Source organism: Streptomyces sp. PsTaAH-137 (genome assembly GCF_003259365.1).
GTDB lineage: Bacteria > Actinomycetota > Actinomycetes > Streptomycetales > Streptomycetaceae > Streptomyces.
In genome coordinates, this window is record NZ_QLLY01000021.1 from 1 (window position 1) to 19126 (window position 19126).

General features: G+C 70.9%; 22 protein-coding genes and 1 tRNA gene. 5 read left to right on the top strand and 18 right to left on the bottom strand.

Annotated elements, in window-relative coordinates; genetic code table 11:
• Nucleotides 1–164: 164 nt before the first annotated feature.
• Nucleotides 165–1031, bottom strand: coding sequence for an endonuclease/exonuclease/phosphatase family protein (locus tag K377_RS34200; RefSeq protein ID WP_111667519.1), 867 nt, complete (start codon nt 1029–1031; stop codon nt 165–167).
• A gap of 93 nt (nt 1032–1124) precedes the next feature.
• Between K377_RS34200 and K377_RS34205 the strand changes: the two genes are divergently transcribed.
• Nucleotides 1125–2669, top strand: coding sequence for an MFS transporter (locus K377_RS34205; protein WP_111667520.1), 1545 nt, complete (start codon nt 1125–1127; stop codon nt 2667–2669).
• A gap of 90 nt (nt 2670–2759) precedes the next feature.
• Nucleotides 2760–3530 (top strand): TetR/AcrR family transcriptional regulator, encoded by a 771-nt coding sequence (locus K377_RS34210; protein ID WP_111667521.1) that lies wholly within the window; start codon nt 2760–2762, stop codon nt 3528–3530.
• Here K377_RS34210 and K377_RS34215 read toward each other — a convergent pair.
• The 4 genes from K377_RS34215 to K377_RS34230 form a co-directional block, all read right to left on the bottom strand.
• On the bottom strand, nt 3527–3988 hold the full coding sequence (locus tag K377_RS34215) for a PPOX class F420-dependent oxidoreductase (protein WP_111667522.1): 462 nt from the start codon (nt 3986–3988) through the stop codon (nt 3527–3529). The genes K377_RS34210 and K377_RS34215 overlap by 4 nt on opposite strands.
• Nucleotides 3989–4027: 39 nt before the next feature.
• A complete protein-coding gene (locus K377_RS34220; protein WP_111667523.1) occupies nt 4028–4846 on the bottom strand; it encodes a YceI family protein in 819 nt (272 codons plus the stop codon).
• A gap of 210 nt (nt 4847–5056) precedes the next feature.
• Nucleotides 5057–7609 carry an MFS transporter gene (locus K377_RS34225; RefSeq protein WP_111667524.1) on the bottom strand — a complete coding sequence of 851 codons (2553 nt, stop codon included), beginning with the start codon at nt 7607–7609 and terminating at the stop codon, nt 5057–5059.
• A gap of 20 nt (nt 7610–7629) precedes the next feature.
• Nucleotides 7630–8130, bottom strand: a complete 501-nt coding sequence (locus tag K377_RS34230) for a MarR family winged helix-turn-helix transcriptional regulator (protein WP_111667525.1) — start codon at nt 8128–8130, stop codon at nt 7630–7632.
• A 195-nt stretch (nt 8131–8325) separates the two neighbouring features.
• Between K377_RS34230 and K377_RS34235 the strand changes: the two genes are divergently transcribed.
• Complete coding sequence (locus tag K377_RS34235; RefSeq protein ID WP_111667526.1) at nt 8326–8538, top strand: hypothetical protein; 213 nt, start codon at nt 8326–8328, stop codon at nt 8536–8538.
• A gap of 15 nt (nt 8539–8553) precedes the next feature.
• Here K377_RS34235 and K377_RS34240 read toward each other — a convergent pair whose 3' ends face one another.
• The 9 genes from K377_RS34240 to K377_RS34275 form a co-directional block, all read right to left on the bottom strand.
• Entirely contained in the window at nt 8554–9405 is an 852-nt protein-coding gene (locus tag K377_RS34240) for a hypothetical protein (RefSeq protein ID WP_111667527.1), read from the bottom strand.
• A 117-nt stretch (nt 9406–9522) separates the two neighbouring features.
• Entirely contained in the window at nt 9523–10440 is a 918-nt protein-coding gene (locus K377_RS34245; protein ID WP_111667528.1) for an RNA polymerase sigma factor SigF, read from the bottom strand.
• Nucleotides 10441–10686: 246 nt separating this feature from the next.
• Entirely contained in the window at nt 10687–11619 is a 933-nt protein-coding gene (locus K377_RS34250) for an RNA polymerase sigma factor SigF (protein ID WP_181512713.1), read from the bottom strand.
• 145 nt (nt 11620–11764) lie between these two features.
• A complete protein-coding gene (locus tag K377_RS34255) occupies nt 11765–12058 on the bottom strand; it encodes a Dabb family protein (protein ID WP_111667529.1) in 294 nt (97 codons plus the stop codon).
• Between the two features lie 22 nt (nt 12059–12080).
• Nucleotides 12081–12251 (bottom strand): hypothetical protein, encoded by a 171-nt coding sequence (locus K377_RS41880; protein WP_181512714.1) that lies wholly within the window; start codon nt 12249–12251, stop codon nt 12081–12083.
• A gap of 488 nt (nt 12252–12739) precedes the next feature.
• Nucleotides 12740–12827, bottom strand: a tRNA-Ser gene (locus tag K377_RS34260).
• 10 nt (nt 12828–12837) lie between these two features.
• A complete protein-coding gene (gene tadA, locus K377_RS34265; protein WP_111667619.1) occupies nt 12838–13296 on the bottom strand; it encodes a tRNA adenosine(34) deaminase TadA in 459 nt (152 codons plus the stop codon).
• A 111-nt stretch (nt 13297–13407) separates the two neighbouring features.
• Nucleotides 13408–13974: a hypothetical protein gene (locus K377_RS34270; RefSeq protein WP_111667530.1), complete on the bottom strand. Its 567-nt coding sequence runs from the start codon at nt 13972–13974 to the stop codon at nt 13408–13410.
• Nucleotides 13975–14227: 253 nt separating this feature from the next.
• The gene (locus K377_RS34275) at nt 14228–14458 is read right to left on the bottom strand and encodes a hypothetical protein (protein WP_146614809.1); all 231 of its coding nucleotides are present in this window, start codon (nt 14456–14458) and stop codon (nt 14228–14230) included.
• A gap of 153 nt (nt 14459–14611) precedes the next feature.
• On the opposite strand from K377_RS34275, the gene upp reads away from it, so the two are divergent.
• Nucleotides 14612–15247 (top strand): uracil phosphoribosyltransferase, encoded by a 636-nt coding sequence (upp, locus tag K377_RS34280; protein ID WP_111667532.1) that lies wholly within the window; start codon nt 14612–14614, stop codon nt 15245–15247.
• 96 nt (nt 15248–15343) lie between these two features.
• On the opposite strand, the gene K377_RS34285 is transcribed toward upp, so the two are convergent.
• Nucleotides 15344–15991 (bottom strand): LytR C-terminal domain-containing protein, encoded by a 648-nt coding sequence (locus tag K377_RS34285; RefSeq protein ID WP_237551725.1) that lies wholly within the window; start codon nt 15989–15991, stop codon nt 15344–15346.
• Nucleotides 15992–16105: 114 nt separating this feature from the next.
• Nucleotides 16106–16402: a type II toxin-antitoxin system VapB family antitoxin gene (locus K377_RS34290; RefSeq protein ID WP_003955420.1), complete on the bottom strand. Its 297-nt coding sequence runs from the start codon at nt 16400–16402 to the stop codon at nt 16106–16108.
• 121 nt (nt 16403–16523) lie between these two features.
• Between K377_RS34290 and K377_RS34295 the strand changes: the two genes are divergently transcribed.
• Complete coding sequence (locus K377_RS34295; RefSeq protein WP_237551726.1) at nt 16524–18200, top strand: helicase HerA-like domain-containing protein; 1677 nt, start codon at nt 16524–16526, stop codon at nt 18198–18200.
• A 390-nt stretch (nt 18201–18590) separates the two neighbouring features.
• Here the strand turns inward: K377_RS34295 and K377_RS41885 are convergent, their stop codons facing one another.
• Nucleotides 18591–18731 (bottom strand): hypothetical protein, encoded by a 141-nt coding sequence (locus K377_RS41885; RefSeq protein ID WP_161195106.1) that lies wholly within the window; start codon nt 18729–18731, stop codon nt 18591–18593.
• 56 nt (nt 18732–18787) lie between these two features.
• Nucleotides 18788–19126, bottom strand: a complete 339-nt coding sequence (locus K377_RS34300) for a hypothetical protein (RefSeq protein WP_111667534.1) — start codon at nt 19124–19126, stop codon at nt 18788–18790.

The following is a 19126-nucleotide window of genomic DNA, read 5'->3' on the forward strand; positions in this document are numbered from 1 at the left end:
CTCAGGGGCGCGGGGAACTGCGCGACCAGCCACGACGGTGGCGCGGGTGAAAGACGGCTCAGGGGCGCGGGGAACTGCGCGACCAGCCACGACGGTGGCGCGCGTGAAAGACGGCCCGGGGGCGCGGGAAACTGCGCGAGAAGCGGTCACCGACCCGCACCCTCCTACCTGCGCACCCCCACCTCCGCCACCACCGGCCGATGATCCGACGCCGCCGGTTCGGCCGGGACCGTGGCTGAGCGGATGTCGATTCCCGTGCCCACCGCCACGTAGTCGATCCGCTTCACCGGGACGTCGGCCGGGAACGTGACCCCGTTCGCCGGGCCCGCGTCGCGCAACTCGGTCCACAGCGGAGCGAGTTCCGGCGCGTCAGGCGTCGCGTTGAAGTCGCCGAGGAGCACCTGCCGCGCCCCGGGCACCGCGGAGCGCTCGGCCGACATGATGCGGCGGGTGTCCGCGACCTGGGCCACCCGTACCGACGGATCCGCGCGGTAGTCCAGGTGCGTCACGAAGACCTGCACCGGCACCCCGCGCACCTTCAGTGTCACCTCGCCGAACCCGGGCGCGGGCGCCGGCACCGGGTTCGGGTCCTGCGTCGACAGGCGGGTGATCTCGTGGTTGACGGCCGAACGGATCGGATACCGGGACAGCACGGCGACCCCGAACTCGCGCCGCGGCTCCCCCGCGGTCACCGGATCCAGGCTGTAGATCGGCGCGAACGACACCCGCATCCCGAGCCGCTCCGCGAGCTCCCGCGCCACGTCCAGGTCCTGGCTGCGCGCGCCCCAGTGCACATCGACCTCCTGGAGGCCGATCACATCGGCGTGCAGGGCGCGCAGCGCGGCCGCCTGCCGGTCGAGGTCGAAAACGTTGTCGGCGCCCGAGCCCGCGTGGATGTTGTAGGTGGCGATGCGCAGCGGGACCGGGGGTGGCCCGTGCTGTCCGGCGGCCACGGCGGGAGCCGTCCCCAGCAGGGTCAACACAGCAACGGACAGGGCAAGTTGAGAAGCGGAGCGAGATCGTCTCGGCATGGCCGCACCGTATGCCGAAAACTCGCTTGTACGCCGTAAGAGTTGTCCTTTACGGTGTACAGCACTGCCCATCGCCACCCGACAGGAGCCCGCATGACGGCGACGACCGCCGAGACCTCCGAGCCCTCCGGAACCGCCGCAGGCCACCCGCAGCGCTGGATCATCCTCGGCGTCATCTGCCTCGCCCAGCTGACCGTGCTGCTCGACAACACCGTCCTGAACGTCGCGATCCCCTCCCTGACCAGGGAGCTGCACGCGTCGACGTCCGACATCCAGTGGGTGATCAGCGCCTACTCGCTCGTCCAGTCCGGGCTGCTGCTCACCGCGGGCTCCACCGCCGACCGCTACGGCCGCAAGAAGATGCTCGCGGCCGGTCTCGTACTGTTCGGCGTCGGTTCGCTGGTCGCCGGACTCGCCGACTCCACCGGCCAGTTGATCGCCGCGCGCGCCGGGATGGGCGTCGGCGGAGCACTGCTCATGACCACGACCCTGGCCGTGGTCGTGCAGATCTTCGACGACACCGAGCGGGTCAAGGCGATCGGTCTGTGGGCGACCGTCAACTCGCTCGGCTTCGCCGTCGGACCGCTGCTCGGCGGCGTGATGCTGGACCACTTCTGGTGGGGCGCGATCTTCCTCATCAACATCCCGGTCGCGGTCATCGGGCTCGTCGCCGTCCTGACGCTCGTACCGGAGTCGAAGAACCCGCAGGGCGACCGGCCCGACCTGCTCGGCGCGCTGCTCTCCACGGTCGGTATGACCGGCGTCGTCTACGCGATCATCAGCGGGCCCGGCGAGGGCTGGACGTCCGGCACCACGCTGGTCTCGGCCGCGGTCGGCGTCGTCTTCCTGGCCGCGTTCGTCGGCTGGGAGCTGCGCATCCCGTACCCGATGCTGGACATGCACTTCTTCCGCAACCAGAAGTTCACGGGCGCGGTCGCCGGGGCGATCCTCGTCGCGTTCGGCATGGGCGGCTCGCTGTTCCTGCTCACCCAGCACCTCCAGTTCGTGCTCGGCTACGGGCCGTTGGAGGCCGGCCTGCGCACCGCGCCGCTCGCGCTGACCATCGTCGCCCTGAACCTCACCGGCGTCGGTGCGAAGTTTCTCGCCAAGGTCGGCACCCCGGTCACCATCGCGGCTGGCATGTCCTGCCTGGCGGCGGGGCTCGCGGCGATCGCCGTGCTCGGCGGCGACTCGTACGGCGGGATGCTCGTCGGCCTGGTCGTCATGGGCGTCGGCATCGCCTTCGCCATGCCCGCCATGGCCAACGCCATCATGAGCGCCATCCCGCCGGCGAAGGCGGGCGTCGGCGCGGGTGTGAACGGCACCCTCGCCGAGTTCGGCAACGGGCTCGGCGTCGCCGTCCTCGGCGCGGTGCTCAACGCCCGGTTCGCGGCGCTGATCGCCGTGTCCGCCGCCTCGCTCCCGGCGGCGCTGGCGGCCGCCGACTCCGCGCAGGAGAGGGCCCGGATCGCGGACGCCTTCTCCTCGGGGCTCGAAACCAGCCAGGTGGTCGGCGCCGTCGCCGTACTCGTCGGCGGACTCCTCGCCGCGGCGTTGCTGCGGCGCGCCGAGCGGGCAGAGTCAGCAGGGGCGACGGCGGCTTCGGGCGCTTTCCCCACCGGCCCTGAACAGCCCTAGCATCAAGGCAGGCGGACGGGCGGATTCCGAGGGTAGGAGCCCAGAGGGGTCCGCCCCCGCCCGGTACGTCAACTCCTGGGAAGGTGCGCCATGGCGAAGGCAGCGCGGATGAGCGTCTGGCTCGAAGAGAGCAGGCCCGGACGCGGTCGGCGCAGCGAGCAGCCCAGCGGCCTGGACCGGGAGCGCATCACGAGCGCCACCGTGAAGCTGCTCGACGCCGAGGGGCTCGCCAAGTTCTCCATGCGGCGCCTCGCGGGCGAGCTGGGCGTCACCGCGATGTCCGTGTACTGGTACGTCGACACCAAGGACGACCTGCTCGAACTCGCCCTGGACCGGGCGTTCGGCGAGCCGAAGGTCAGCGGCATGGGCGTCGAGGACCCCGACGACGCCGACTGGAGCGAGCAGGTGCGCCGGCTCGCCACCGAGTACCGGGCGCTGCTCGTGCGCCACCCCTGGATCTCGCCGCTGGTCGGCAACTACCTCAACATCGGCCCGAACTCCCTGGAGTTCTCCGCCGTCGTCCAGCGCGTCTTCGCCCGCACCGGGCTGCCGATGAGCGCGCAGCGCGGCGCGATCGCCAGCGTCATGCAGTTCGTGTACGGCTACGGGACCGTCGAGGGCCACTTCCGGCAGCGGTGCGCCGATGTCGGCATGACGCAGGACGAGTACTTCCGGCGGACGATGACCACCTTCACCGCACCGGCCGACAAGCCCGAGATGCTGCGGCACGCCGAGGAGACGATGGCGCAGGTGGAAGCCGGGGGCACGGTCGAGCAGGTCCGTGACCTCGACTTCCACGTCGCGCTCGATCTCCAGATCGCCGGGATCGCGGCGCTGGTGGCGCGGGAGGGGGCTCGCTAGCCGAGCCGCGCCGGGAAGCCGCCGGTCGCCACCGGGCCCCACTTCTCGGGGGTGATCCGGATGATCGACTTGCCCTGCTTCACCATCGCCTCGCGGTACTCGTCCCAGTCCGGGTGCTCCCCCGAGATGTTCCGGAAGTACTCCACGAGGGGTTCGACCGAGTCGGGGGTGTCGAGGACCTCGGCGGCGCCGTCGATCTGCACCCACGGCCCGTTCCAGTCGTCGCTCAGCACGACCACGCTGACGCGGGGATCGCGCTTGGCGTTACGGGTCTTGGCGCGCTCGGGATAGGTGGAGACGACGATCCGCCCGGCGTCGTCCACCCCGCAGGTCAAAGGAGAGGCCTGCGGGGTGCCGTCGGCGCGGGCGGTGATGAGGAGGGCGCGGTGGCGGGGTCGTACGAAGTCGAGCAACTCGTCCAGGGAAACACGGGTGTTGGTCGCGATGTTCGGAGCCATGCCACCCAGCCTAATGACTGCGCCTGTCACCGGCCGGTGCTACATGCTGGGCAGCGCGTCGCCCTGGACCGCCTGGATGTCGAGCTCGACCTTGAGCGTCGCGCCGATCGCCGCGATACCGGCCTGCACGACCTGGTTGTAGTTCATGGCGAAGTCCTCGCGCTTGAGCTCGGCCGTCGCCTTGAACGCGGCGCGGGTGCCGCCCCACGGGTCGGCGCCGGTGCCGAGGTAGCTGAGGTCGAGGTCGACCTCGCGCACCACGCCGTGCAGGTTCAGCTCGCCGTGCACGGTCCAGCGGTCGGTGCCGGCCGGGGTCAGGCCCGTCGAGCGGTAGGTGATCTCGGGGTGCGACTCGACGTCCAGGAAGTCGGGGGACTTCAGATGGCCGTCGCGCATCCCGTTGCCGGTGTCGATCGACGCCGACCGGATGACCGCCTCGACGCGGGACTTCTCCACGTCCTGCGCGATGTCGATCCGCGCCCGGAAGTCCGTGAACCGGCCGTGCACGGAGGTGATGCCCAGGTGCTGGGCGGTCGCGGCGACCGCGGAGTGCGCCGGGTCAACCGTCCACGGTCCGGGCGGCGGCAGCTCGGCCCCGCCCTGCCGGGCCAGCACGACGGTGCCGACCTCGGCCCGGCCGGTCGCCGTGACCAGCGCCGTGGAGGCCGCGGGGCCGTACCCGACGGCGGTCACGATCACGGTGTACGGGCCGGGGGTGAGGGTCGTCGCGTCGTGCACGGCGCCCTCGTCGTCCGCCTCGGCACGCAGTACCTGCGCGCCCGTCATGTCGGTCACCGTGACGACGGCGTGCGGCAGAGCCCACCCGTCCCGCGTCCGGATCCGCGCGCTGAGTCCCATCGTCCACATCTCCTAGCTGAAGTTCTCACACACGTAAGGGAGTTGAGTGCGCCCTGTACGTGAAACGGCCCCGGCCCGCAGCGTCTCGGCCGTCCCCTGCCGTTAACGACGCCACCGGGTCCGGGGCCCTTTTCCCACATCCGGACGGACGGTGCGGCTCACGTCTCCGCTCGAAACGCGGGCCGCACCGGTGTGTTCGTCCGGAGTCCGTTACTCGCCGGGGTGGGCGAGCTCGATGTCGTGACCGTCGACACCACTGCCGTTCACGGTCAGGTGGGTGGCCACCGGCGGGTAGCCGGTCGCGATGACCGTGTACTCGCCGCCGTCCAGGTCGGTGAAGGCGTACGCGCCGTCCTCACCGGTGGTCGAGGTCGCGACCACGTTGCCCGCGGCGTCGACGAGCGTGACCCGCGCGTCGTTCAGCGAGCGGCCCGCGGCCCGGATCGTGCCCTGGACCTGGGAGCCGGAGTTCAGCTCGATCTCGACGCGGGTGACACCCGTGCCGCCGACCTCGACGGGCAGGGCGAGCGGCCGGTGTCCGGCCGCGTTCACCGCGACGGTCACCGCGCCCGGGACCAGCTCGGCGAAGGTGAACTCGCCGTCCTGGCCGGAGAGTCCGGTGGCCAGCACGTCACCGCGGACGTCGGTCACGATGACCATGGCGCCGATGACCGCCGCCTTGGTCTCCGCGGCCCTGACCACACCGCTCAGGCCGCTGGTGCCGCTGAGCAGGATGTCGTACGCGGTTCCGGTCCCGGTGCCGTCCTCGCCGACGAGCACCGTGGAGGCCTGCGGCTGGTAGCCGTCGGCCGAGGCGATCAGGACGTAGGAACCGGCGCCGGGGGCGTCGATCGTGTACGAGCCGTCGGCCTGGGCGACCGCGCGGCCCAGCTGCCGTCCCCCGAGGGAGATCAGCGTGACCGCGGCCCGCGGGACCGGGGCGGACTCGGCGCCGCGGACGAAGCCGTGCACCGGGGTGCCGCCCGTGCCGGGCTGCGCCGGGACGCTGCCGGCCGGGGCCGACGCGACGGCCGCCAGACGCTGGGTCTGGGTGTCGGCGGCGGGCTCACCCGCACCGACCAGGCTCGGCACCTTCTCCGGCTCGGTGACCGGGTTCGCGGTGAGGCCCGCGGTGGCGCCGGACGCGGCCGCCTCGGTCTCCTTGGCCTGGTCCAGGCCGCCGGACGTACGCAGCGGAACCTCCTTGATGAACAGCATGGCGATCAGGGCGATCAGCGCGATCGGCGCGGCGATCAGGAAGACGTCGGCGATGCCGTGCCCGTAGGAGCTCTCCATGATCGTGCGCAGCGGCGCGGGCAGCTTGTCCAGGTCGGGGATGGCGCCGCCACCCGTACCGCCGTGGCCGAGGGCGGCGCCCTTCGGGCCGAGGTCGGCGAGGCCGTCCTTGACGTAGTGCGTGATGCGGGTGGACATGATCGAACCGAGCGCCGAGACACCCATCGCACCACCGAGGGAGCGGAAGAAGGTGACCGTGGAGCTGGCCGAGCCGATGTCCTGCGGGGCGACCTGGTTCTGGGTGCAGAGCACGAGGTTCTGCATCGTCATGCCGACGCCGAGACCCATCAGGGCCATGAAGATGGCGACGTGCCAGTACGGGGTGTCGTAGCGGATCGTGCCGAGCAGGCCGAGGCCCGCCGTGATGAGGACGCCGCCGGAGACCAGCCACGCCTTCCACTTGCCGGTCTTGGTGATGACCTGGCCCGCGACGGTCGACGAGATGAACAGGCCGCCGATCATCGGGATCGTCATGACACCGGACATCGTCGGCGACTTGCCGCGCGCCAGCTGGAAGTACTGCGAGAAGAACACGGTGCCCGCGAACATCGCGACACCCACGAAGAGCGAGGCGATCGAGGCGAGCGTGATGGTGCGGTTGCGGAAGAGCCGCAGCGGGATGATCGGCTCGGCGGCCTTGCTCTCCACGAGGATGAAGATCAGGGCGAGCACGACCGCGCCGCCGACCATCGCGCCGGTCTGCCACGACAGCCAGTCGTACTTGTCGTCGGCGAAGGTGACCCACAGGAGCAGGGTGCAGACCGCGGCGGTGATGAAGAAGGCACCGGCCCAGTCGACCTTGACGTTCTCGCGCTTGACGACGGGGAGCTTCAGCGTCTTCTGGAGCACGATGAGCGCGATGACCGCGAACGGCACACCGACGTAGAAGCACCAGCGCCAGCCGAGCCACGAGGTGTCGGTGATGACACCGCCGAGCAGCGGGCCGCCGACGGTGGCGACGGCGAAGGTCGCACCGAGGTAGCCGGAGTAGCGGCCCCGCTCGCGCGGGGAGATCATCGCGGCCATCACGATCTGCGCGAGGGCGGACAGACCGCCGACGCCGATGCCCTGGACGACACGGCAGGTGATCAGCATGCCGGGGTTCTGCGAGAGACCCGCGACGACCGAACCGCCCACGTAGATGATCAGGGCTATCTGGACGAGCGCCTTCTTGCTGAAGATGTCGGCGAGCTTGCCCCACAGGGGGGTGGTCGCGGTCATCGCGAGCAGCGACGCGGTGACGACCCAGGTGTAGGCGGACTGGCCGCCGCCGAGGTCGCCCACGATCTCGGGCAGAGCGTTGGTGACGATCGTCGACGACAGAATGGCGACGAACATGCCGAGCAGCAGCCCGGACAGCGCCTCCATGATCTGACGGTGCGTCATGGTGGCGCCGGCGTCGGGGGCATTGCCTCCGTGCTTGGCGGCATGGCTGCCCCGCACACCGGACGGTGTGGATGTTGCCATGGGATTCCTTTTCTTACGTCTTACGCGGGTGTACGGGTGGTCTGTGTCGAAGGCTGCGCCGCCACGGGGAGCGGTGTCCGGGACGCCGTCGTCCGGCAGTCCCCGAAGCTGTCGCGCAGTCGCGTCATCAGGGCGATGAGCTGGTTGACCTCGTCGTCGGACCAGTCGCTCAGCCGCTCGGCGAGCAGCTCGGTGGTCCGGGCGTCGAGGTTGTTCATCTGTTCGTGCCCCTCGGCGGTGAGGGTGAGGATCCGCGAGCGCTTGTCGGCGGGGTCGGGGCGGCGCTCGATCCAGCCGCGGTCCGCGGTGTGCGCGACGTGCCTGCTGGCCACGGACATGTCGACGGCCATCAGCTCGGCCATCCTGCTCATCCGCATGTCGCCGTAGCGCTTGAGGAGAGCGAGGACGGCAGCCGAACCTGCCGGACAGTCGTGGGGCAGGATGCGCGCCATGTCCCTCTTGACGGCGCCGAAGGCACTGAGCTGTCGGGCCAGTTCGTCGTAATGACGCTGTGCGGCCACAGCACCTCCTGACCAAAACCTTATTTGTTGCTTAGAGCAACCATAGAAGCAGTTGGTTGCCGCAGGCAAACTAAAAAGGGCGTTCGACCCTAAAAACTAGGCAAACCTCCGGGCCTAATGGTGTAAAGCCGCAGCTCAAAGGGGCTGTGGCTGACCTGTGGCGCCTGTGGCGCCGATTCGCTAGGGTCCTGCCCCATGGCACACAACCCCCAGGGCCCGGGCCCCGAAGGCAACATCGACCCCGCGGGCAGCACCCAGATGTTCCGCGCTTTCGTGGACGACGGCGGCACGCCGACGCCGCGCGCGCAGGCGGCACCGGTGAAGTCCGGTCCCGGCGCGGGACTGATCGTCGGCATCGTGGTCGCGATCGTCGTGGTGGCGGCGGTGGCCTGGCTGGCGCTCAAGTAGCGGCCGACCGCGCCCTCACTTCCACTTCACCGAGACGTCCCGCGTCTCGACATGCATTCCCAGCGGTACGCGCCAGGAGTCGACGCAGACCGTCCACGTCTTCTCCTTCTGCTCCCCGGGCCCGATGGGCACGGGGAGTTTTTCTGTCGACTCGACGGTCGCCCAGTCGACGCCGAGCGCCCCGATGATGTGGGTCTCGAAGGTGACGGTGCCCGAACGCACCTCCGTGCCGCCGGAGTTGCGCATCTTCAGGGTCACGTCCTGGCACCAGCGGTCGTCGGCGTCCTTCAGTACGGGGTCGTCGACTTTCAGGGCGGCGGGGGCGGGGGATGCGGGGGTGCCGCTGCCGGCGGGGGTCCCGGAGCCCGAGCCCGAGCCGGAACCCGAGCCCGATCCCGAGCCGGACGGGGTGCCGGGGGTGCCGCCGCCCTTGTTGCCGCTCTGCGTGCCACTGCCACTGCCACTGGCACTGCTGTTGCCGCCGCCGCCGCCGTCGCTCGCGGAGCCGGAGGAGCCTGTTCCGTTGCTGGACGACGACCCGGCGCCGGGGGAGTCCCCGGCGGACGATCCGCCACCGCTCCCCTTGCCGTCGCCGCTCTCGTCGTCCCCGCCGCCCTGCCGCCCGCTCCCGGAGGACGCCGGGGAGCCGGTGGAGCCGGGGTCCAGCGGCACGAGCCGCACCTCGCCGGTGGGCGCGACGCTGTCACCCGGGGCGGCCGAACCGCCGGCGGCGCCCACGGCCACGTATTTGGAGGGTCCGCCGTCCCCGCCGAAGGCGACGGTGGCGGCTCCGCCGAGCCCGACCACGGCGGCCGACGCGACCCCGACGGCGACGCCCTTACGTCCTCGTACCCACGTCCGCAGCATCGCGCCAGTGTGTCTGACGGTCCGTCAATTAGGAACCCTCAGGGAGTTCTGGTCCGGGAACGGCGTCGGGGCGGCGACCCTGCCGGGTCGCCGCCCCGTGACATCCGTCCGCGACGGTCAGTCCGCGATCAGGCCCTCGCGCAGCTGTGCCAGCGTCCGCGTGAGCAGCCGGGACACGTGCATCTGCGAGATCCCGACCTCCTCGCCGATCTGCGACTGCGTCATGTTCGCGAAGAAGCGGAGCATGATGATCCGGCGCTCGCGGGGCGGCAGCTTGGCGAGCAGCGGCTTGAGCGACTCCCGGTACTCCACACCCTCCAGGGCGGTGTCCTCGTACCCGAGCCGGTCCGCGAGGGAGCCCTCGCCGCCGTCGTCCTCGGGGGCCGGTGAGTCCAGCGAGGACGCGGTGTAGGCGTTGCCCACCGCGAGCCCGTCGACGACGTCGTCCTCCGAGACCCCGAGCACCGCCGCGAGTTCGGGCACGGTCGGCGACCGGTCCAGCTTCTGCGCCAGCTCGTCGCTGGCCTTGGTGAGGGCGAGCCGCAGCTCCTGGAGGCGGCGCGGCACCCGCACCGACCAGGACGTGTCGCGGAAGAACCGCTTGATCTCCCCGACCACCGTCGGCATCGCGAAGGTCGGGAACTCCACCCCGCGCTCGCAGTCGAACCGGTCGATCGCCTTGATCAGGCCGATGGTGCCGACCTGGACGATGTCCTCCATCGGCTCGTTGCGGCTGCGGAAGCGGGCCGCCGCGTACCGCACCAGCGGCAGGTTCAGCTCGATGAGGGTGTCACGGACATAGGCCCGCTCCGGGCTGTTCTCGTCGAGCGAGGCGAGCCGCAGGAAGAGGGAGCGGGACAGGGTGCGGGTGTCGATGGCCCCCGTCGACGCCGGGGCGGCCGGCTCGACGACCGGCGCGACCGGCTCACCGGAGGCCTCCGGAGCCGGGGTCGTGGCCGAGGCCTGGGCCGGAACAGGAACAGGCGTGTCGGGCGAGAGCGTGAGCACCTTCGAGCTGCCCTGGTCTGCGGACATGCCACCCCCTTGAGGTCGCGGACGGTCGCGGCGGACGCTCCCGTCAGGTAGGAACGCAGCCTCCACCTGAATACCGGACGCGGGGCTGCGCCAAACGCGGTTCCAGCAGAATGTCACATGTCGGCAACACGCTGTAGTGACATGTCGACATGGATGGGGCGAATCAGCGCTGATAGCAGGGGGTGTGGCCGAAGAGAGCGCCGTTTCCGCCGGGAAATCCCCGCAGGACCGGTCTACCCGATTCAGCTACGCCTCGATCCTGTTTGCGGATCTGAGTCTGGCGAAGCTGCGGGCGAGGAGCCTTGACACATGCATCTGTGAGACGCCCAGTTCGGCGCTGATCTGCGACTGCGTGAGGTTGTTGTAGTAGCGCAGGAGCAGGATCCGCTGCTCGCGTTCGGGCAGTTGTACGAGCAGATGCCGTACGAGATCGCGGTGTTCGACGCCGTCCAGCTCGGGGTCCTCGTAGCCGAGCCGGTCGAGCAGACCCGGCATCCCGTCGCCCTCCTGCGCGGCCTCCAGGGAGGTCGCGTGGTACGAGCGCCCGGCCTCGATGCAGGCGAGCACCTCGTCCTCGCCGATGCGCAGCCGCTCGGCGATCTCGGCGGTGGTCGGGGAGCGGCCGAAGGCGGTGGTCAGGTCCTCGCTCGCGGCGTTCACCTGCACCCACAGCTCGTGCAGGCGGCGCGGGACGTGCACGGTCCGTACGTTGTCGCGGAAGTACCGCTTGATCTCCCCGACCACGGTCGGCATCGCGAACGTCGGGAACTGCACGCCGCGGTCCGGGTCGAACCGGTCGATGGCGTTGATCAGCCCGATCGTGCCGACCTGGACGACGTCCTCCATCGGCTCGTTGCGGCTGCGGAAGCGGGCCGCCGCGTAGCGCACCAGCGGCAGGTTCGCCTCGATCAGGGCGCCGCGCACCCGCGAGTGCTCCGGGCTGCCCGGCAGCAGGTGCTTGAGCTGGCCGAAGAGGACCTGGGTGAGCGCCCGGGTGTCGGCCCCGCGCGACTTCGCGGTCGACGCCTGGGGCGCCGGTGTCTCTGGCGCCTGTTGTGCTGGTGGCACCTGTTGCGCTTGCGGTGCCTGTGGCGCTTGCGGTGCTTCTTGAGGCGCAGTACTGGCCGGCACGGTCAACCCCACCTCTGTTTCGTCAACTCTTCGATCAAAAGCGGTCATAGCATCACAAGACATGTGCACTGTGTGCAAGCACCCCATAACGCCGTGTTGATGGGCCAGTTAGGGGTTCGCGGGTGTCCCGGGACAGCGAAAAGCCCCTCACCGTTCAGGTGAGGGGCCGCTCGATCGTGTGACGCGGGGAGCGTCAGAACTCGTAGTCCGCGATCACCCACGTGGCGAACTCGCGCCACTGTGCGACGCCGGCCTGGTGCGCGGGGTGCTCCAGGTACCGCTTGAGGGCGTCGGTGTCCTCGACCGCCGAGTTGATCGCGAAGTCGTACGCGATGGGGCGGTCGGTGATGTTCCAGTCGCACTCCCAGAACGTCAGCTCGGGGATCTGCCCGCCCAGCGCGCGGAAGGCCTCGACGCCCTCGACCACGCGGGGCTCGTCGCGGGCGACGCCGTCGTTGAGCTTGAACAGGACCAGATGGCGGATCACGGGCGAGGCTCCTTAGCCGGACTCACTTGCCGCCGTTGGCCACCCAGGTCATGAAGTCCCCGATGGACTGTGCGGCGGACGATATGCCCTCGAACCCTATCTGGACGTAGTCCGCGGCCTTGGCGGGGTCGGTGATGATCAGATACAGCACGAACACGATCACCACGAAGAGCCCTATTTTCTTCGGATCCATCGCGTCCGGCCTCCCCTTGCCCCGTGCCCCGGTGTCCTGCGTCGCCAGTGTGTGCCCTGGTGCCGGGCGCGAGTCTAACGTGACGATCTCTCAGCCGGCCTCGGTGATCTCTCCCCGACCTTAGGGACCAACGACCCCTCGTTCCAGGCCCTTTGCCGTGCCCCGGTGGTGTTCGCGTGCCGGAGGATAGGTGATGAGCCCGGAGGATCTGGCAGGAATCCGACGGGCAGGGACCGGACCCCGACTGCGGGGTTCACGCCGCGTCTTCCCCCCTGAAGCGGCGTGGACTGACGGGAGTCCGTCCTCATCGGGGGAAGCGGTTCGCCCCCCGAAATCGCTTCCCCCGCCCCGAGCGGGACGAGATCCCCGGTGCCCCTGGTCAGGCGCCGGGGATCTTTGTGTGCGCCGACGCGACAAGGGGGCGCGGCTGTACGGGCATGCAGAACGCCCCTCTTCCTCGGTGACCCGTGGAAGAGGGGCGTTGTCAGCGGTAGCGGTGGGATTTGAACCCACGGTGACGGGTTACGCCACACTCGCTTTCGAGGCGAGCTCCTTCGGCCGCTCGGACACGCTACCGAGAGGAACTCTAGCCCATAGGGGGCCGTGGTTTGAAATCCTTATCCCTGAAGAAGCGGGTGAGGGGTTCGGCGCACTCCTCGGCGAGCACGTCGGCGATGACTTCGGGGCGGTGGTTGAGCCGTCGGTCGCGGAGCACGTCCCACAGGGAGCCGGCCGCCCCGGCCTTGTCGTCACGGGCTCCGTAGACGACGCGGTCGAGGCGGGACTGGACGGCGGTGCCCGCGCACATGGTGCACGGCTCCAGGGTGACGACGAGCGTGCAGCCGGTCAGCCGCCACTCTCCCAGCCGCTGTGCGGCCCGGCGGATCGCCAGGACCTCGGCGTGGGCGGTGGGGTCACCGGTCAGCTCGCGTTCGTTGTGCGCGGTGGCGAGGACCGTCGTGCCGTCCGGCGCGAGCAGGACGGCACCGACGGGGACGTCGCCGCCCGCCGCGGCGAGCCCGGCCTCGGCCAGGGCCTGCCGCATGGCGGGCCGCCACGGGTCGCGTACGGGATCGGGGGTGTCGGGGACGTCGGTGGTGTCGGGGGGCTGGGGCGTCACGGCCAGGAATCTAACCCCGGCCGCCGGGCCCCGGGGTCAGCGGACCGTTTCGAGGACCTCCGCGGCGCCCAGTGCGTCGGCGATCTCGCTCAGGGCGTCGGCCCCGTCGAGCGCGAGCAGTTCCTTCTCGGAGACGCCCAGGTCGGCGAGGATGTCCCGGTCGCCGAGCGGTCCCGCGGGCACCGCATCGGAGTCCCGGCCACCGCCGTCGTCCGTGGCGTCGTCGTCGCTGTCGTCGTCGGCGGCCTGGTCCGGCTCGCCGTCCTCGGTGCCGTCCAGGTCGAGGGCATCGAGCTCGTCGGCGTCCGGATCCTTGCCGAGCAGTTCGTCGGTGAGGAGGATCTCGCCGTAACTGCTGCGAGCGGCGGCCGCGGCGTCCGAGACGTAGATGCGAGGGTCGTCCTCGCCGTCCACGCGGACGACGCCGAACCACGCGTCCTCCTGTTCGATGAAGACGAGGACCGTGTCGTCCCCCGCGTCGGCCTCGGCGGCCGCTTCGCGGGCCAGGTCGGACAGGTCCGACAGGGTCTCCACGTCGTCGAGCTCTGTGTCGCTCGCTTCCCACCCGTCTTCGGTGCGCGCGAGCAGTGCGGCGAAGTACACCGTGACTCTCCCACTGGTCTCAGTGCCGGTCGGGGGTCCCCCCGGCGGAGTCTGATGGACGGGAGTGCAGTTCAAGCCCCGCCCACTCGGAATCGTGGCAGAAAGAACGCCGTCAGGAGAGGTCTTCCGCGCGCTGTGTTGGCGTCGCGTCCTCGACAGGCCACGCACACCCGTGTCCCGTGTGAGCCGCGTCACCCCGTGGGTACCGCTGAGCCGCCCGGAGCCGGTCCCCGGCGCCGGGCGCGCCGCGGCGTCACCAGCGGAACGTGCGCATCCGCATCTGCTGGCGCATCCGTGCGGCCCGGGCGCGGCGCGGCTGGACCCGGGCCCGCAGTTCGCGTGCCTCGGTCAGTTCCCGCAGGAACACCGCGCGGCGGCGCCTTCGTTCGGCGTCCGTCTCGGGCTCGGGACGCTCCGCCGCCGCTATGTCGTCGGCTGCGTCACCGGCGGAGGCCGACCGCGCTCGGCGCTTGCTGTCCGGCATGAGCCACATCACCACCCCACTCGACGGGTCCTGTCCATTGTCCCCGACCCTCCGGTTTCCCTCCCGGCGCGCTGTTGATGCCCCTGTGCGGCGCCTGTGGCCGGAAGGTGCGCGGGGGAGCCATGGGTCCGGGGCCCGGTTACTGTTGAGGACATGCGGATCCACGTCGTCGACCACCCGTTGGTGGCGCACAAACTCACCACGCTGCGCGACAAGCGCACCGACTCCCCGACCTTCCGGCGCCTGGCCGACGAGCTGGTCACCCTGCTCGCCTACGAGGCGACCCGGGACGTGCGCACCGAGCAGGTCGACATCGACACCCCCGTGTCGCGTACGACGGGCGTGAAGCTGTCGTACCCGCGCCCGCTGGTGGTGCCGATCCTGCGCGCCGGTCTGGGCATGCTCGACGGCATGGTGCGGCTGCTGCCGACCGCCGAGGTGGGCTTCCTCGGCATGGTGCGCAACGAGGAGACGCTCCAGGCGTCCACGTACGCCACGCGCATGCCGGACGACCTCTCCGGCCGCCAGGTCTACGTGCTCGACCCGATGCTCGCCACGGGCGGCACGCTCGTCGCGGCGATCCAGGAGCTCATCAAGCGCGGCGCCGACGATGTCACCGCCGTGGTGCTGCTGGCCGCGCCCGAGGGCGTCGAGATCATGGAGCGGGAGCTGGCCGGGACGCCGGTCACCGTGGTGACCGCGTCGGTCGACGAGCGGCTGAACGAGAGCGGCTACATCGTGCCGGGCCTCGGCGACGCCGGCGACCGGATGTACGGAGCCGCCGAGTAGCCGGCCCCGCCACGGGCCACGACGAAAGCCGCGGTCGCGTCCGCTCACTTCATGAGCGGACGCGACCGCGGCTTTGTTCGTGGCTGGTCGCGCCCTTTACGGGGCGCAGCTCGGGGAGGCCGAAGGGGCCGGGTGGGTCAGCGCGGCCAGCGCCTTGTCGGCGTCGGCCTTCTTGGACAGGCCCTTGAACTGCTTGCCGATGATCAGGTCGACCTCGGTCGGCTTGGCGCGGGTGTCCGACTTCAGCTCGGCGCCCGCCAGCTGGGTGCCGAGGACGGGCAGCGCCGCGTCGGAGGCCGACTTGGCGCCGAGCAGTATCCCGACGCCCGTGACCTTCTTGTCGTACGTCTCTGTCGCGTTTCCTACGTCCCCGATGGCGAAGCCGCGCTTCTTCAGCTCGTCGGCGGTGTCCTTGGCCAGGCCGCCGCGGGTCGTGGCGTTGAGGACATTGACCTTGATCTTCGCGGGGTCGGGCAGCTTCGCCGCGGCCTTGGCGGGGGACGGGCTCGCGCTCGGATGCTTCGGGCAGCCCGCGGCGCCGGAGGCGGCCGTCCTGGTCCTGCCACCGCCGGTGAAGACATCGACGAGCTGGAACGATCCCCAGCCGATCAGGCCGATCGCCGCGACGGACGCGACGACGGCGAGCACGATCCTGCTGCGCGAGCGGCCGCGCCGCATACGGGGGTACTTGTCCCCCGTGATGCGGTACTTGCCGCCCATGCCGGGGGGAGTGAGCATGCTCATGGGCGCAGCGTAGTGCCGCCCGGCGGCGATGCCTATTAAATGATCAGTGGTGGCCGCTCAGTCCAACCCGAAAGGGCCAATACGGACTTGAGGGACTCTCGGCCGCGGGGGCCGTCAGCCGAGTTCGAGGACGCGGGCGTGGAGCACCTGGCGCTGCTGGAGCGCGGCGCGGACGGCGCGGTGCAGCCCGTCCTCCAGGTACAGATCGCCCTGCCACTTCACGACGTGCGCGAAGAGATCGCCGTAGAACGTCGAGTCCTCGGCGAGCAGCGTTTCCAGGTCGAGCTGACCCTTCGTCGTCACGAGCTGATCGAGGCGGACCGGGCGCGGCGCGACGTCCGCCCACTGCCGGGTGCTTTCCCGGCCGTGGTCGGGGTACGGCCGGCCGTTTCCGATGCGCTTGAAGATCACACGGAAAGCCTACCGGGCCGGGCTCTCCGGGCGCAGCCATGGAGACGGAGTGCGACCCTGTGAAATACCGCCCTGAACTGGGGCGAAACAGGACCACTCAAACCCGGGACAGGGGCCTGAAATGAGTGACAGCGAGCCGATGGCGGGCGGACAGGCGAGTGGAACGGACCCGTCCGGGGGAGAACGCGGCGCTTCCTTGACGGAGGAGAAGCAGGAGGCGCAGGAGACGCAGGGGGCGCATCCCGAGACCGTCACCGGCGCCCCGGCGCTGCCCGCCGAGGCGCTGGAGATCGCCGCCGGGTACGCGTTCACCGGCCCTGCCCTCGATCTCGGCGCGCTGCTGTGGGACGGGCAGTGCCACCCGGACGCCCAGGTCCGCATCCCGCTGCCGATGCTGAACCGGCACGGCCTCGTCGCGGGCGCCACCGGCACCGGCAAGACCAAGACCCTCCAGCTCATCGCGGAGCAGCTGGCCGCGCAGGGCGTGCCCGTCTTCCTCGCCGACATCAAGGGCGACGTCTCCGGCATCTCGGCGCCCGGCGAGGACGGCGAGAAGGTGCGCGAGCGGGCCGGGCAGGTGGGTCAGGAGTGGCGGGCCACCGGGTTCCCCTGCGAGTTCTACGCGCTCGGCGGCATCGGCACCGGCATCCCGCTGCGCGCGACCGTCACCAGCTTCGGCCCGGTCCTGCTCTCGAAGGTGCTCCAGCTCAACCAGACGCAGGAGCAGTCGCTCGGCCTGATCTTCCACTACGCGGACCAGAAGGGCCTGGAGCTCTACGACCTGAAGGACCTGCGGGCCGTCGTCACCTTCCTGACCTCCGACGAGGGCAAGCCCGAGCTGAAGACGATCGGCGGTCTGTCGAGCGTCACCGCCGGGGTGATCCTGCGGGCCCTGACCGCGTTCGAGGCGCAGGGCATGGGGGACTTCTTCGGGGAGCCGGAGTTCGACACCAGCGAGCTGCTGCGGACCGCTTCCGACGGGCGGGGCCTGGTCTCCGTACTGGAGCTGCCCGCCGTGCAGGACAAGCCGCAGCTGTTCTCCACGTTCCTGATGTGGCTGCTCGCCGATCTGTTCCAGCGGCTGCCCGAGGTCGGTGACGTGGAGCAGCCGAAGCTGGTGTTCTTCTTCGACGAGGCGCATCTGCTGTTCAACGGGGCGTCCAAGGCGTTCCTGGAGGCCATCACGCAGACCGTGCGGCTGATCCGGTCCAAGGGCGTCGGCATCTTCTTCGTGACGCAGACCCCGAAGGACGTGCCCGCCGACGTCCTCGGGCAGCTCGGCAACCGCGTCCAGCACGCGCTGCGCGCCTTCACGCCGGAGGACCAGAAGGCGCTGAAGGCGACCGTGAAGACGTTCCCGAACTCGCCGTACGACCTGGAGGAGACGCTGACCTCGCTCGGTACCGGTGAGGCCGTGATCACCGTACTGAGCGAGAAGGGGGCGCCGACGCCGGTCGCGGCGACGCGGCTGCGGGCGCCGGAGTCGTTGATGGGGCCCGTGGAGGCCGGGGCGCTGGACGCGGCCGTGAAGGGGTCGCTGCTGTACTCGCGGTACGCGGATGCCGTGGACCGGGAATCGGCGTTCGAGAAGCTGACCGCGCGGGAGGCCGAGACGGCGGCCCGCAAGCAGGCGGAGGCCGATGCCAAAGCTGCCGCCCGGACCAGGAAGCCGTCCCAGGACGCGTCCGTCGTGGACCAGGTCGTGGGCAGCGGGATCTTCAAGTCGCTGGCCCGCTCGATGGGCACCCAGCTGGGCCGGGAGATCTCCCGCTCAATCTTCGGCACCCGCCGCCGCTAGCCCTCCGCCCGCAGCCCGGCCGCGCCTCTGTCGTTGATGAGATGGCGCACGAAGTGCGCATCTCAGGGGCGCGGGGAACTGCGCGACCAGCCACGACGGTGGCGCGCGTGGGTACGACCTAGGGGCGCGGGGAACTGCGCGATCAGCCACGACGGTGGCGCGCGTGGAGTACGACCTAGGGGCGCGGGGAACTGCGCGAGCAGCCACGACGGTGGCGCGCGTGAGGTACGACCTAGGGGCGCGGGGAACTGCGCGATCAGCCACGACGGTGGCGCGCCCGGCCGACAACCCGATCAGGGGCGCGGGGAACTGCGCGAGAAGCGGCCACCGGCGCGCGCTCGGAGAACGACCCAGGGGCGCCGGGCGGCCTGCGTGGCCGCCCGGCACCGTTCAGCTGCCGGCCCGCTTCCGGGGAGGCCGGGCCGAACCCTCGCGGGGCGTCGTGGGTTCGGGGGACTGGTGGGCGCGGGCGTCGCGCGCGGCCTCGGCGCGGAGCAGAGCGCGCAGCAGCGCGTACGGATCCTTGGGCATGGTGAAGCGTCCTTTCGGTGCTGACAGTGAGGAAGGGCCCGGAGATGCCGGGACTGTCAGCAGCGCAGGACGACGGTGCGCAGGGCGCGGTGGGAGAGGCGCGCGGGGTCCGCGGCGGGAGCCGTCGGAAGGAGCGGGACCACCCGGGGGACCGGCCGGGGCACCGGACCCGCGGGAAGCCGCGTCGGATGCCCGGTGGGAAGCCGGAGCGCCGCCTCGGGCGCGTCATGGTGCTCCCCGCCCTCGCAGGAGACCGCGGCGACCGGCACCGCGGCCTCGACCGGCGCCGCGGCGAACGGCGCCAGCAGCAGCGCGAGCACCAGCAGAAGCGTGCCCGCCCACGTCCGGGCACGGGCACGGGGGCCCGGCACGGAGGGGAACGGCGCGACACTCAT